The organism is Microbacterium sp. zg-Y818 (genome assembly GCF_030246905.1).
Lineage (GTDB): Bacteria > Actinomycetota > Actinomycetes > Actinomycetales > Microbacteriaceae > Microbacterium.
In genome coordinates this window covers 2,064,581-2,077,867 of record NZ_CP126741.1, presented here as the reverse complement: position 1 = coordinate 2,077,867, position 13,287 = coordinate 2,064,581, and the positions used below count along the sequence as shown (strand labels likewise).

The 13,287-nt window shown below is 67.6% G+C and carries 13 protein-coding genes; 10 read left to right on the top strand and 3 right to left on the bottom strand.

Features of this window, described 5'->3' with window-relative positions:
- Positions 1-3: 3 nt before the first annotated feature.
- Positions 4-1,173, bottom strand: coding sequence for an acyl-CoA dehydrogenase family protein (locus QNO21_RS09700; RefSeq protein ID WP_257517756.1), 1,170 nt, complete (start codon positions 1,171-1,173; stop codon positions 4-6).
- On the bottom strand, positions 1,170-1,931 hold the full coding sequence (locus QNO21_RS09695) for an alpha/beta fold hydrolase (RefSeq protein WP_257517755.1): 762 nt from the start codon (positions 1,929-1,931) through the stop codon (positions 1,170-1,172). The genes QNO21_RS09700 and QNO21_RS09695 overlap by 4 nt, the downstream gene beginning before the upstream one ends.
- Before the next feature lie 84 nt (positions 1,932-2,015).
- On the opposite strand from QNO21_RS09695, the gene QNO21_RS09690 reads away from it, so the two are divergent.
- A complete protein-coding gene (locus tag QNO21_RS09690; protein ID WP_257517091.1) occupies positions 2,016-2,423 on the top strand; it encodes a pilus assembly protein CpaE in 408 nt (135 codons plus the stop codon).
- 18 nt (positions 2,424-2,441) lie between these two features.
- On the opposite strand, the gene QNO21_RS09685 is transcribed toward QNO21_RS09690, so the two are convergent.
- Entirely contained in the window at positions 2,442-3,647 is a 1,206-nt protein-coding gene (locus QNO21_RS09685; RefSeq protein ID WP_257517754.1) for an MFS transporter, read from the bottom strand.
- Positions 3,648-3,990: 343 nt separating this feature from the next.
- Between QNO21_RS09685 and nrdH the strand changes: the two genes are divergently transcribed.
- The 9 genes from nrdH to QNO21_RS09640 all read left to right on the top strand — a co-directional run bounded on the left by nrdH (position 3,991) and on the right by QNO21_RS09640 (position 13,182).
- Complete coding sequence (gene nrdH / locus QNO21_RS09680) at positions 3,991-4,224, top strand: glutaredoxin-like protein NrdH (RefSeq protein WP_257496167.1); 234 nt, start codon at positions 3,991-3,993, stop codon at positions 4,222-4,224.
- Positions 4,225-4,275: 51 nt separating this feature from the next.
- Positions 4,276-4,707: a class Ib ribonucleoside-diphosphate reductase assembly flavoprotein NrdI gene (gene nrdI, locus QNO21_RS09675; RefSeq protein ID WP_257517468.1), complete on the top strand. Its 432-nt coding sequence runs from the start codon at positions 4,276-4,278 to the stop codon at positions 4,705-4,707.
- A gap of 5 nt (positions 4,708-4,712) precedes the next feature.
- Positions 4,713-6,845 (top strand): class 1b ribonucleoside-diphosphate reductase subunit alpha, encoded by a 2,133-nt coding sequence (nrdE, locus tag QNO21_RS09670; protein ID WP_374211399.1) that lies wholly within the window; start codon positions 4,713-4,715, stop codon positions 6,843-6,845.
- Between the two features lie 42 nt (positions 6,846-6,887).
- Positions 6,888-7,862, top strand: a complete 975-nt coding sequence (nrdF, locus tag QNO21_RS09665; protein ID WP_257517752.1) for a class 1b ribonucleoside-diphosphate reductase subunit beta — start codon at positions 6,888-6,890, stop codon at positions 7,860-7,862.
- A 289-nt stretch (positions 7,863-8,151) separates the two neighbouring features.
- Complete coding sequence (locus tag QNO21_RS09660; RefSeq protein WP_257517751.1) at positions 8,152-8,424, top strand: hypothetical protein; 273 nt, start codon at positions 8,152-8,154, stop codon at positions 8,422-8,424.
- Positions 8,421-10,244 (top strand): alpha/beta hydrolase, encoded by a 1,824-nt coding sequence (locus tag QNO21_RS09655; RefSeq protein WP_257517750.1) that lies wholly within the window; start codon positions 8,421-8,423, stop codon positions 10,242-10,244. Before QNO21_RS09660 ends, QNO21_RS09655 begins: the two co-directional genes overlap by 4 nt.
- 82 nt (positions 10,245-10,326) lie before the next feature.
- Positions 10,327-10,713: a hypothetical protein gene (locus QNO21_RS09650; RefSeq protein WP_257517749.1), complete on the top strand. Its 387-nt coding sequence runs from the start codon at positions 10,327-10,329 to the stop codon at positions 10,711-10,713.
- Positions 10,714-11,236: 523 nt separating this feature from the next.
- On the top strand, positions 11,237-12,436 hold the full coding sequence (locus QNO21_RS09645) for a CaiB/BaiF CoA transferase family protein (RefSeq protein WP_257517748.1): 1,200 nt from the start codon (positions 11,237-11,239) through the stop codon (positions 12,434-12,436).
- Complete coding sequence (locus QNO21_RS09640; protein ID WP_257517747.1) at positions 12,433-13,182, top strand: enoyl-CoA hydratase/isomerase family protein; 750 nt, start codon at positions 12,433-12,435, stop codon at positions 13,180-13,182. Before QNO21_RS09645 ends, QNO21_RS09640 begins: the two co-directional genes overlap by 4 nt.
- Positions 13,183-13,287 lie beyond the last annotated feature (105 nt).

The window sequence follows — 13,287 nt, the reverse complement described above, 5'->3', positions numbered from 1 at the left end:
GGGTCACCCGACCGGGCCCAGCCAGGCGGTGGCCGCCGTCGCGTGCGCGGACTCCGGATCGGAGGGGTGGAAGAGGCCCGCGAGCACGTCCCGGTACAGCCGGCCGAGTTCTGCGCCGGCGAAGTACGACGAGCCGCCGGCCACCAGCACGGCATCGTCGACGACCGCCTTGGCCGTGGTCACGGCGCGGTGCTTGACCCCGGCGAGCAGCGAGAACCAGCGCGGGCCGTGGTCGGCCCGCGCGTCGACGTCGCGGCAGAGCGCGGCGAGCTGGGGTGGGAGCGCGTCGTACGCGATCGCCATGTCGGCCACGCGCCAGCGGATGTCGGGATCCTGGCTGTACGTGAGCCCGGTCTTCTTCGAGCGTCGTCGCGCCGCCGTGTCGACGGCCACGTCGAGCGCCCGCCGGGCGAGGCCGGTGTACACCGAAGCGAGCAGCAGCTCGAAGACGCTGAAGATCGCGAACACGATGGGGTCGGGGCTGGGCCCGGGCGGAATGCGCCGGGCGATGCGGTCGGCGGGTGCCACCGCCGCGTGCAGCACGGTGGTGCGGGACTGCGTGCCCCGCATGCCCACGGTGTCCCAGTCGTCGCGGGTCACCACGCGCCCTTCCTGCTCCTCGCTGCGGGGTACGAAGCCGTAGACCAGCCGGGGCGCGTCGGCAGACGTGGTGTCCAGGCCGTGCAGCCCCAGCTGCGTCCACACCGGGGCGAGCGAGGTGAAGATCTTGATGCCGGTGAACGCGTAGCCGCCGTCGGGGCGGGGCGCGGCATCGGTGTCGCTGCCGAACAGCACGAGGTCATTGCCTGCTTCGCTGATGCCGAAGGCGTAGACCTCCCCGGCCACCGCGCCCTCGAGCACATGGTCGAGGTCATGGATGCCGCGATCGCGCAGCACCTTGGCGACGCCGGTCCACACCAGATGCATGTTGACCGCGAGCGCGGTGGCGGGCGCGGCGCCCGCGAGCCGCTGCTGCAGCAGCGAGACGTCGGCGAGATTCAGGCCCCCGCCGCCCAGCTCGGTCGGGGCGAGCACGGCCAGGTAGCCGGCGGCGGCGAGGTCGGCGAGGTCGTCGTGGGGGAAGGTGTTGTCGCTGTCGTGCCCCGCAGCGCGCGCGCGGATGCGCTCGATCAGGTCGTCCGGCAACAGGCTCGCGGGATCGAAAGCGGTCATGAGAGTGCCTTCCTGAGGTGACGGAGCGTGTCTGCGGGCTTATCGCGGTGCGGCGAGTGCCCGGCGCCGGTGACGACCGACATGGTGACCTGCGGATTGGCGAGCACGTCGTCGACCACGGCGCCCGTGAAGATCGAGTACACCTCGGGGTCGCTGGCGATGACGTGGGTGGGCACGCTCAGCCGCGCCGCATCCTCGCGCACGTCCCACACGCCGTTCTGCTCGCTCGTCTGCTCCACCGCCCAACGGCTCGCCTGTCGGGCCGCGAGGGCCTTGAGTTCGATGTCGTTCGGATGCCAGGTCGGGTGCTCCGCGCGCACGGCCGCCTCGGACGGGTCGGCGAAGGCGCGGGCCTGGCTGTTGCGCACGATGGCGCGGTCGTGGCCGGCGAGCAGGATGCCGGGATCGATGAGGATCAGCCGGCGGGTCCACTCCGGGTGCGCGGCCGCGGCGACGGTGGCGGCGGCCCCGCCGAGGGAGTGGCCGACGACGAGGTCCCACGGGGTGGCGCCGGGGCCCTCCGGCTCGGTGGCGGCGACGTCGGCGGCGTACGCCGCGATCGTGTAGTCCAGCGCCCGGGGCGCCACCCCGTGGCCGCGCAGGTCCACGGCGGTCGCGTGCCAGCCGGCATCCGCCAGGGCCGTGCCGTAGAGCCACATGAGAAGTCCGTTGGACCCCAGGCCGTGCAGCAGCAGGGCGCGGTGCGACGACGACGGCTCGCCCCAGGCGTACCGGGGCAGGGTCACGGGGGAGGGCATGCCCCCAGCCTAGGTCTGGCGGGGGTGCGGGGTCCCGACCGATTCCGCCGCCCTGACCGCGCTGTGGCGGGGGATGATGGTGAAGTGATCTCCACCGACCTGGCCCGGGAACTGCGCGCCGCCGGCCTCAGCTGGCGGCCGCGTTCGGGTGACCGCTTCCAGCTGGACGAGCCCGAGTTCGAGGCCGACGTCTTCACCGTCAGCGACATGACGATCGAGGCGCGCAGCTATCCGACCGGCACGCTGCTGGCCTTCAACGGCACCACGGAGTGGGCGCTGGACTCCGTCGCCCTGGGCGATGCGCTGTGGCTGCCTTCCGAGGCGCAGCTGCGCGAGATGCTGCGGGGCGCGTTCCGCTCGCTCGTGCGGCTTCCCGACATCTACGAGGTGGAGATCGAAGTCGATGGCGCGCGCCACCGGTTCCGGCATCCGGAGCCCGCCGACGCGTACGCGCAGGCGGTGCTGTTCCTGCTGGCTCGCATCGCCGCGTGAGGTGTCGCCGTCGCCGCGTCAGGTGACGAGGGGAACGGGCTCGGTGTCGGGGATGGGGCTGGCGTCGCGGCCGCGCAGGTCGGGGAAGCCGCGCACGAACACGATCGAGACGAGCACGCCGGCCACGGCGAACAGGGCGCCGGCGACGAACGCGCCCTGCGGTCCCACGCCGTCGATGAGGAACCCGGCGGTCGCCGACCCCGCGGCCGAGCCGATCAGCTGACCGGTGCCGACCCAGCCGAACGCCTCGGCGGTGTCGCTGAATTTCACGCTCGCCGTCGTCATGGCGAACATCACCGCGAGGGCGGGCGCGACGCCTGCACCGGCGATCAGCAGCGAGCCGCCGAGCCACCAGATATCGAGCGACACCATCGCGAGGCACAAGCCCGCGGCGACGATCGCGAACCGGCGCGCCATCGCCCAGCGGCCGATGGGGATGTGGCCGAACCCGAGCCCGCCGGCAAGGCTGCCGACCGAGAACACCGCGAGCACGAGGCCGGCCTCGAGTCCGCCGTGGTCGAAGGTGGCGACCACGCCCGCCTCCACCGCCGCCGCGGCGCCGATGAGGAGGAAGCCGGTCGCCGTGGCGAGGATCACCGCGGGACGGGTGAGCACCTTGCCGAGCTTGCGGCGGCTGCGGGGAATGCGCACGCGGCCGACTTCGGGGGAGAGGATGAACCACGAGCAGCCGGCCAGCAGGATCACCACGATGCACACCAGCGCCGGAACGGTGCCGGCCTGCGTGGCGATGAACGTGATCATCACCGGCGCGATGATCCAGATGATCTCCTGCAGCGATGCGTCGAGCGAGAACAGCGGTGTCAGCTGGCGCGAGGTGACCATCTTCGGATAGATGGTGCGCACCGCCGGCTGCACGGGTGGAGTCGACAGGCCGGCCACCAGCGCCAGCAGCATGTATACGGGCACGACCGTCTGCACGAAGGCCAGCGTGGTGAGCGTGACGGCGCACACGATGGTCGTCAGGGTGAGCACCTTGCGCATGCCCCAGCGGCCCATCCACCGGCTGGTCACGGGGCCGGCCACGGCCTGGCCCACCGACGTCGCCGCCAGCACGAGTCCCGCGGCGCCGTAGGAGCCGGTGACGTTCTCGATGTGCAGCAGGATGGCCAGGCTCGTCATGCCGTTGGGGAAGCGCGCCGTCAGCTGCGCCGCCATGATGCGCGCCACGCCCGGACTGCGCAGAAGGTCCCGATATCCCGCCACGTGTATCCACGCTACCGGGACCCGCGGCGACACGCCGGGGCGGCGAGTCCACAGGATGTTCGGTGTCGGAGGGGGTCCGTAGCGTGGTGCCTGTGGATGGATCTGCCGCGGCGGGGCGAGACCCGCGTGATTCAGCGGCTGGATCCGCCTCGACGAAGATGGCGTCCTGTGGATGAAACGGTGGACAACATGTGTTGTACATGGGGAGAGCGGTGGAAAACTACACGGATGTAACTACTATCCCTAGTGGTGCTTCGGAACGTCGGCACCCATATGTAGTATTGGACTCCCGGCACGGTGAGGTCGGGCACAGCGAAGACTTTTGAAGGGGAACACACTCGACATGGCCATCACGGTTTACACGAAGCCCTCCTGTGTCCAGTGCAACGCGACCTACCGCGCACTGGACTCGAAGGGCATCGAATACGAAGTTCTCGACGTCTCTGAGGATGCCGCAGCGCTCGAGCACGTGAAGTCGCTCGGCTACCTGCAGGCTCCGGTCGTCGTCACCGACGAGGACCACTGGTCGGGCTTCCGTCCCGACAAGATCAACGAGCTCGCGTCGCGCCTGGCCTGATCTCGACCTGCCGCACGGGCGGCGGGTCACTCGATACGGGAAGGAGTTGATGTGCTGACGGCAACGCAGGCACCTCTGCTCGTGTACTTCTCGAGTGTCTCCGGCAACACCGCGCGGTTCATCGAGAAGCTCGGGATGCGCGCCGTGCGCATCCCCGTTCACGCGAACGACGCGCCGCCGCAGGTCGACGAGCCCTTCGTCTTGGTCACCCCCACCTACGGGGGCGGCCAGGGGCGGGGCGAGGAGAAGGGCGCCGTTCCCAAGCAGGTGATCCGGTTTCTCAACGACGAGAAGAACCGACGCCTCATCCGCGGAGTCATCTCCGCGGGCAACACCAACTTCGGCGCGGCCTTCTGCCTCGCCGGTGACATCATCAGCCGCAAGTGCAACGTGCCGCACCTGTATCGGCTCGAACTTTTCGGCACGCCAGAAGACGTCGATCGCGTGAGCGAAGGACTGGAGCAATGGTGGAATCAGCACTGACCGACATGGGTTTCAAGAGCGAGGCGCGATTCGAGGGCATGGACTACCACGCCCTCAACGCGATGCTCAACCTCTACGGCCCGGACGGCAAGATCCAGTTCGACGCCGACAAGAGGGCGGCGCGGGAGTTCTTCCTGCAGCACGTCAACCAGAACACGGTGTTCTTCCACTCCCTGCAGGAGAAGCTCGACTACCTCGTCGAGAAGGAGTACTACGAGCCGGCCGTGCTGGCGAAGTACTCGATGGAGTTCATCCAGCAGCTGCACGACTTCGCCTACAGCAAGAAGTTCCGCTTCGCCACGTTCCTCGGCGCGTTCAAGTACTACACCAGCTACACGCTGAAGACCTTCGACGGCAAGCGCTACCTGGAGCGGTTCGAGGACCGCGTCGTCATGACGGCGCTGGGCCTGGCCGACGGTGACGAGACGCTCGCAACCGAGCTCGTCGACGAGATCATCTCGGGGCGTTTCCAGCCGGCCACCCCGACCTTCCTCAACACCGGCAAGGCACAGCGCGGCGAACTCGTGTCGTGCTTCCTGCTGCGCATCGAGGACAACATGGAGTCGATCGCCCGCGGCATCAACTCCGCCCTGCAGCTGTCAAAGCGCGGCGGCGGCGTGGCGTTGCTGCTGTCGAACATCCGCGAGGCGGGCGCCCCGATCAAGCAGATCGAGAACCAGTCCAGCGGCATCATCCCCGTGATGAAGCTGCTCGAAGACAGCTTCAGCTACGCCAACCAGCTCGGTGCACGTCAGGGCGCCGGCGCGGTGTACCTGTCGGCGCACCACCCCGACATCCTGCGGTTCCTCGACACCAAGCGTGAGAACGCCGACGAGAAGATCCGCATCAAGACGCTGTCGCTCGGCGTCGTGATCCCCGACATCACCTTCGAGCTCGCCAAGAACGACGAGGACATGTACCTCTTCTCACCGTACGACGTCGAGAAGGTCTACGGCGTGCCGTTCGGCGACATCTCGGTCACCGAGAAGTACCGCGAGATGGTCGATGACGAGCGCATCAAGAAGACCAAGATCAACGCGCGCGAGTTCTTCCAGACCCTTGCCGAGATCCAGTTCGAGTCCGGCTACCCGTACATCATGTTCGAGGACACGGTGAACAAGGCGAACCCGATCAAGGGTCGTATCAACATGTCGAACCTCTGCTCGGAGATCCTGCAGGTCAACACGCCCACGACGTACAACGAGGACCTCTCCTACAAGGAGATCGGCAAGGACATCTCCTGCAACCTCGGCTCCATGAACATCGCGCTGGCGATGGACGGCGGCGACCTGGGCAAGACGGTCGAGGCCAGCATCCGCGCCCTCACCGCGGTCAGCGACCAGAGCCACATCCGCTCGGTGCGCTCGATCGAGGACGGCAACGACCGGTCGCACGCGATCGGTCTCGGGCAGATGAACCTGCACGGCTACCTCGCCCGCGAGCACGTGCACTACGGCTCCGAAGAGGGCCTGGACTTCACGAACATCTACTTCTACACGGTGCTGTTCCACGCGCTGCGCGCCTCGAACCTCATCGCGATCGAGCGCGGCACCGCCTTCGAGGGCTTCGCCGACTCGACCTACGCGTCGGGGGAGTTCTTCGACAAGTACATCGAGCAGGAGTGGGTGCCGCAGACCGAGAAGGTCGCGCAGCTGTTCTCCGGCATCCCGATCCCGACCCAGGACGACTGGCGCCGGCTGAAGGAGTCCATCCAGAAGCACGGCATCTACAACCAGAACCTGCAGGCCGTGCCGCCGACCGGCTCGATCTCGTACATCAACAACTCGACGAGCTCGATCCACCCGATCGCGTCGAAGATCGAGATCCGCAAGGAAGGCAAGCTCGGTCGCGTCTACTACCCGGCCCCGTTCATGACGAACGACAACCTGGAGTACTACCAGGACGCCTACGAGATCGGCTACGAGAAGGTCATCGACACGTACGCCGCGGCCACGCAGCACGTGGACCAGGGCCTGTCGCTGACGCTGTTCTTCAAGGACACCGCCACCACCCGCGACATCAACCGCGCGCAGATCTACGCGTGGCGCAAGGGCATCAAGACCATCTACTACATCCGCCTGCGTCAGCTCGCGCTCGAAGGCACCGACATGGCGGAGTGCGTCTCCTGCATGCTGTGACGCCGGTCGACGACTAAGCGAACCTCTGAGGAAGAAACCCGAATGACCGAGAAACTGCCGCTGCTGGACCACGTCCAGGCCATCAACTGGAACCGCATCGAGGACGACAAGGACCTCGAGGTCTGGAACCGCCTGGTGAACAACTTCTGGTTGCCCGAGAAGGTGCCGCTGTCCAACGACATCCAGTCGTGGAACACGCTCACCCCCGACGAGCAGACCCTGACGATGCGGGTCTTCACCGGCCTGACGCTGCTGGACACGATCCAGGGCACGGTGGGCGCCGTCTCGCTGATCCCCGACGCGCTGACCCCGCACGAAGAGGCGGTGTACACCAACATCGCGTTCATGGAGTCGGTGCACGCCAAGAGCTACTCGTCGATCTTCTCGACGCTGTGCTCGACGAAGGAGATCGACGAGGCGTTCCGCTGGTCTGTGGAGAACCCGAACCTTCAGAAGAAGGCTCACATCGTCATGGATTACTACCGTGGCGACGAGCCGCTCAAGCGCAAGGTGGCATCCACCCTGCTCGAGAGCTTCCTGTTCTACTCGGGCTTCTACCTGCCGATGCACTGGTCTTCGCGGGCGAAGCTCACCAACACCGCCGACCTCATCCGCCTCATCATCCGTGACGAGGCCGTGCACGGCTACTACATCGGCTACAAGTTCCAGAAGGGGCTCGAGAAGATCTCGCAGGCCGAGCGCGACGAGATCAAGGACTACACGTTCTCGCTGCTTTACGAGCTCTACGACAACGAGGTGCAGTACACGCAGGACCTCTACGACGGCGTCGGCCTGACCGAGGACGTCAAGAAGTTCCTGCACTACAACGCCAACAAGGCGCTGATGAACCTCGGCTATGAGGCGATGTTCCCGGCAACCACCACGAACGTGAACCCCGCGATCCTGTCGGCGCTGTCGCCCAACGCCGACGAGAACCACGACTTCTTCAGCGGGTCGGGCTCGTCGTACGTCATCGGCAAGGCCGTCGCGACCGAAGACGACGACTGGGACTTCTAGAAGATTGAACCAGTTCACCGCGAACGCGACCAAGGAGTCGAAGTCTGCCTCGACGGCTTGACCACCTCGTCCATTCTTTTTCGTCCACCATGACCACCCCCTATTCAGTTGTGTATTCAGTTGTGGTGAGCAGATTCGCTCGCTAACCATTCTGGAGGACGCGCCTGACATAGCCGTGGGTTTAGGGCGTCTGCTGCTTCTTCGCGACCGTCAGTGGTCGGGTGGTGGGTCGATCATCTCGCGGCGCAATTGATGGCCTCAGGCAGGGTGATCCCTATACGCTTCGGTGATGGCCGACTTGCGGGTGGATGCGGGCGCACTCAGCGACATCTCCGCACGCATGCACTCCGCCGAAACTGCCCTGTCCTGGGACCTGCACTCGCTCACATTCGATGTGATGGGGGATGCCGATGTGGCAGATGCCGCCGCGCGGGTGCGAGCGCACAGCAAGGCGCGTGCGCAGATCGTGGCGGAGATGACCGCGGCCGCCGCGGCGTACCCGGAGAACGTGTCCACCGAGTTCGACGGACTCGACGGTCGGCTGCAGCGGAGCGTGCGGTGAGCGTGGACCCGGCCGATCCCGGCCGCGGGGATGTCGCCGGTATCCTGCAGGGTGCAGCGGAACGCTCCCGCAAAGCGATCACCGCCCGGGACGCCGAACGAGAGGTCACGGCCGCGATCTCGGCTGTGACCCCTGAGGTGTGGGCAGGCCGCGCGCGAGACTCGTTCGCCGACGCCGCTGACCGTGTGGCCGTGGAGCTGAGGGTGCTGGCGGAGCGCTGGGACGCGGAGGCCGCCGCGCTGACCGCCTACGCCCGCGCGGTGCAGGGCATCAAGGACCAGCAGCGCGCGCTGACCGCGCGCCGCGACGTCGCGCAGGAGGACCTCATCTCACTGCGGTGGCGCCAGGGTTCCGCGAAATCAGACCTGCAGGCCGCAGCCCAGGGCGACCTCGGTGACGCGCAGGCCCGTGCGCGTGCGCTGGACTGGAGCATCACCGAGGTCGGGGCCACGCTCACCGCCATCCAGAACGAGTGGGACGCCCTCACGCAGCAGCGAGACCGAGTGAATCGGGAGTGCGTCGCCGCGCTCTCCGGCACCAGTGTCCTCGGACCACTCGCCCTCGCCGCCCGTGCACGCAACGGCGACGCCTACCTGCGGGACCTGTCCGCGACCGACCTGCTCGTCCTCGCCCGCACCCACCCGGGCTTCGCCTCCCGACTGGCCCGCACGGATCCCGCTGAGGTCGCCCCCTGGTGGGCTGACCTTCCCGAAGTGGAGCGGTCCGAACTCATCGCGGCCTTCCCCGCACTCATCGGGAACCTGGAAGGCGTCAGCTACCGAGACCGTGACAGCGCGAACCGGGTATGGCTGAAAGAGCAGCTGGCGGAAGCCAAGGCAGCGCTCGGAGTTGCGGAGGAGCCGCCGAGCTTCTGGGAGCTTGCCACCGGAGGCGAAGGCGCCGGGTTCCGTCACGCCATGTCTGCTGCCACTGCCCAGGAACGGTTGGAAGGCCTGGAAGGGATCCAACGCGCACTCAAGACACCCCCAGGCACTCCAAGCCGGTACCTTGTAACCCTCACCGACGACAGCCCGCCGCTGGCTGCGGTCTCCGTCGGCGACCTGGACAGCGCCGACGTCGCGACCTGGGCGGTCCCGGGCATGGGATCCTCGGCGGCGGGACTACCCGCATGGGCGAACACCGCCATGAAACTCGTGCAGGCTCAGGGCCTCGTGGACGAGGACCATACGCACGCGGTCGTGGCCTGGGTCGGATACAAGGCGCCGGCTGTGGGTGCCCTATCGGTCCTTGACACCAATCTCGCCTCAGCTGGCGCCGCCACCCTGAGCCAGGCTCTGGTCGGGTTCAACGCGACGAGGGAAAGCGCCATGCTCAACGTCGCCAGCCACTCCTACGGGACAACCACATCGGCTCTAGCGTTGGTGCGGCCGGAGGTTCAGGTCGATGTGTTCGTCAGCCTGGCGTCGGCGGGCCTGCCGGCGGAGGTGGACCACGCATCGGACTTGAACGCCAACCAGGTCTACGCCGGGCAAGCCCAGGACGTGTGGGCCGTCGACCCCGCGCCGGGCGACCAATGGGCGTGGGTCGGCCGAGGTTTCAGCACCCATCCCGTGAACCCGGCAGCAGAAGCGTTCGGTGCGGACGTGTTCGGAGTGGACACCGGCGCTGGTGGGGCCAGCGTCACCGACCATGGCACGAGCACAGAGTCCGGCACGGGATACTTGGACCCGGACACCGAATCTCAGATCAACGTCGCCTACGCCACCACCGGGCAAGGTGACCGGATCACCAACTCCGTCGACCACGAACCGACCCCGTTCCAACGGGCACTGATTGAAGGGATGCGCGGTGCGTACTGACCGACATCGCCCGTGCGCCGTGGCCGCGACCCTCGCTGCCGTCGTGGTCATACTCGCCGGTTGCGGACCCCAGGAGGCAGACGTGACACCGGACGAAGCACGCGAGACGCTGACGAGCGTCATCCATGACACAGCGAAACTGCTCGGCGCCCCTGGGTGGGAGGACGCCGGAGACCCCGGTGTTGAAACTTGCGACGGCGGCAGTGGCGTGAAGTGGAGCTATCTCTACAAAGCCCCGCGGGGTGACGTGGATCTGATGGGAGACGCGGAGAAGGTCGCGGACTACTGGGAGTCTCTCGGTATGAGCGTGCGGGTGAACACCGAACACGAGCCCATCGTCTTCGCCACGGGAGGTCCCGTCCAAGGGCTGAGGTTTACGACCGGCCCCGCCATGTACGGCATCGGCGGCACGTCGGCGTGCGTCCCCGGAGACGCCAACCAGATCATCGACGACGAGTACGTCGACTGACTGGGAACATCGATACGACTTTGCGGGGGCAGCCGCTAGTAGGCGGCGAAGCTGGCAGCCACTGTTGGCTCGGCGAACGTCGGTGCGGCGGCTAGGTTTCGTCAGGATTGAAGCGGACGAGGACCCCGGAGGCTGATCTCCGTGTCGCGGAGCGACGAGCCCTGACCACCCGGGCGCCGAGATTGCTCCGCACCGTGCCGATTACTGTGACGGATCGGACGACTGGTGCCGGCTGGCGCTTCAGCGGAGTCTTGAGCCAACTGCGTCGCAACCGCGCCAACTGTCTTGACACCGCACATCCGCCGACTCTGGCCCAAGACGGCTGGTGAGAGGCCCCTCGCAGGATTCTGCGGGTTCGGGCCCCTTCTGTTTCTTCAGTCGAGGGAGGAGGCCCCACGATCTGTGTGAATGAGCGCGGCTCGGGACCGAGATGGATCAGACAGTCCCGCGTGCGCACCGTTTCCGGTTCGCGTCAGTCGATATATGATCAAGTATCGTATCAGCCGAGGTTCAGGGGACTGCAGTGAAGGACGCACGCATGCCGTTGCAGGGAATACGAGTGCTGGATCTCTCGCGAGCGCTGGCCGGACCGCTCTGCGCCACCCTCCTGGCGGACATGGGAGCGGAGGTCGTCAAGGTCGAGCCGGTCGACGGTGATCCCTCTCGGGCATGGGGGCCCCACGACGGCCCGGAGAGCCTCTACTACGCATCGGTCAATCACGGCAAGCGCGCGCTCGCCCTGGATTTCCGTGCTCCGGAGGCGAGCGAGATCCTGCTCTCCCTCGTCCGCCGATCCGATGTGCTGATCGAGAGCTTCCGGCCCGGCGTCCTGGACGCGTTGGGACTCGACGCCGAGGCACTCCGCAGGACCAACCCGCGGCTCGTGGTCGCGAGTGTGAGCGGATTCGGTACGGTGGGGCCGCTGCGGGGCGCCGCTGGGCTGGACCAGATCGCGCAAGCGATGTCGGGCCTGATGTCGGTCACGGGGGAGTCCGCCGAGCAGTCGTATCGAGTCGGCGTGCCCATCGTCGACTTCATGACCGGATTGGTCTCGGTGATCGGCGTGCTGTGCGCGCTCCTGGGGCGCGAGGAATCGGGGATGACCGTCGAAACATCGCTGCTCGAGACGGCGCTGTACTCGCTGGTCTTCCAGTTGCAGAAGGCCATGTTGACCGGATCCAACCCCGAGCCCCAGGGGAACATGCATCCCACGATCCAGCCATACGGCGCGTATCAGACGGCCGACGGTGCGATCGTGCTCGCCGCGAGCACCCAGCGGCACTGGCGGCAACTGTGCGATGTGCTCGGTATCGCGGATGTCGCCGACGACCCGCGTTTCGCCGGTCCCGCGGACCGGGTGGAGCACCGGGATGCTCTCACCACAGCGATCGAGCGAGCGCTCGCGGCGGCGCCCGTTGCGGACTGGCTCGTGCGCCTGCAGGCGGCGGGCATCCCCGCCGGGCCGGTGCTGGGCATCGCGGACGCGCTCGCCCACGAGCAGGTCGAGGCGCTCGGGATCGTGAGGGAGGTGCCCGCGCCTGATGGGCTCTCGTCTCGTCGCCTGCTCGCGGCGCCGTTCCGAATCGATGGAGAGCGTCTTGAGATCCGCGGGTATCCGCCCGCGCTCGGCGGCGAGACACGGGACATCCTGGTCGAACTGGGGTGGAGCCCCGACGACATCTCAGCACTTGTCAAGCGCGGCGTCGTGAGGGAATCCGCGTGAGCGGCAGCATCCGCGTCGACAGCGGCGGAGTCATCTGCCGCATCACGATCAGCAGTCGGCGGAGGAACGCACTGGACGCCGCCATGTGGGCTGATCTCGCCGATGCCGTCCGTCGTGCGGATGCGGATGCCGCGGTGCGGGTGATCCTCGTGACCGGCGACGGCGAGGACTTCTCCACGGGTGTCGACCTCGCGGCGGCGTGGGCGGCCGGTCAGCGCGTCGATCCGTCGGTGCTGACGACGCAGGCCGAGTCAGCCCTGATGAACACCCGGACCCCGACGATCGCCGTCATCCGAGGGCTCTGCATCGGCGGTGGTGCGATGATCGCGGGCGCCTGTGACTTCCGGATCGCGTCCCACACCGCGAGCGTCGCGGTGACCCCGGCCAAGTTCGGGGTGATCTACCCCGCCACGTCGGTGCGGCGTCTGGCACGGCTGGTCGGCCCATCGGTCGCGAAGCGGATGCTGGTGGCGGCGGAGGCGTTCTGCGCGGCGGATGCTCTGGCCGCCGGATTCCTCGACGCCCTGCACGCAGACGACGAGGTGGACGCCGAGGCCGAAAGCTTCGCTCAGCGCCTCGCGGACCTCGCGCCGCTGAGTCAGGCCGCAGCGAAGGAGTTCATCGACGGGCTCGGTCCTGACGGCGAAACCGCGATCGCCGCCACCGAACGTTGGGAGGCGATCGCCCGCGCCGACCCCGAGCAGCACGATCGTGTCCGGGCGTTCCTCGACCGAAACCGGGCGTGATTGTCGGGGAGGCCCCCTCCCGCTGACCGGGAGGGGGCGCTGCCGCACCTCTCCGCGGTCTGCTTGTCTGGCCACCGGCCTCGGGCGGCGACGGAGCGGTTCCGC

What these genes read in the sequence shown, in the direction of transcription:
- QNO21_RS09700 (WP_257517756.1), bottom strand. Translation starts at nt 1,173, where the DNA reads ATGACCGCTTTCGATCCCGCGAGCCTGTTGCCGGACGACCTGATCGAG.
- QNO21_RS09695 (WP_257517755.1), bottom strand. Translation starts at nt 1,931, where the DNA reads ATGCCCTCCCCCGTGACCCTGCCCCGGTACGCCTGGGGCGAGCCGTCG.
- nrdH (WP_257496167.1), top strand. Translation starts at nt 3,991, where the DNA reads ATGGCCATCACGGTTTACACGAAGCCCTCCTGTGTCCAGTGCAACGCG.
- nrdE (WP_374211399.1), top strand. Translation starts at nt 4,713, where the DNA reads ATGGGTTTCAAGAGCGAGGCGCGATTCGAGGGCATGGACTACCACGCC.
- nrdF (WP_257517752.1), top strand. Translation starts at nt 6,888, where the DNA reads ATGACCGAGAAACTGCCGCTGCTGGACCACGTCCAGGCCATCAACTGG.
- QNO21_RS09660 (WP_257517751.1), top strand. Translation starts at nt 8,152, where the DNA reads ATGGCCGACTTGCGGGTGGATGCGGGCGCACTCAGCGACATCTCCGCA.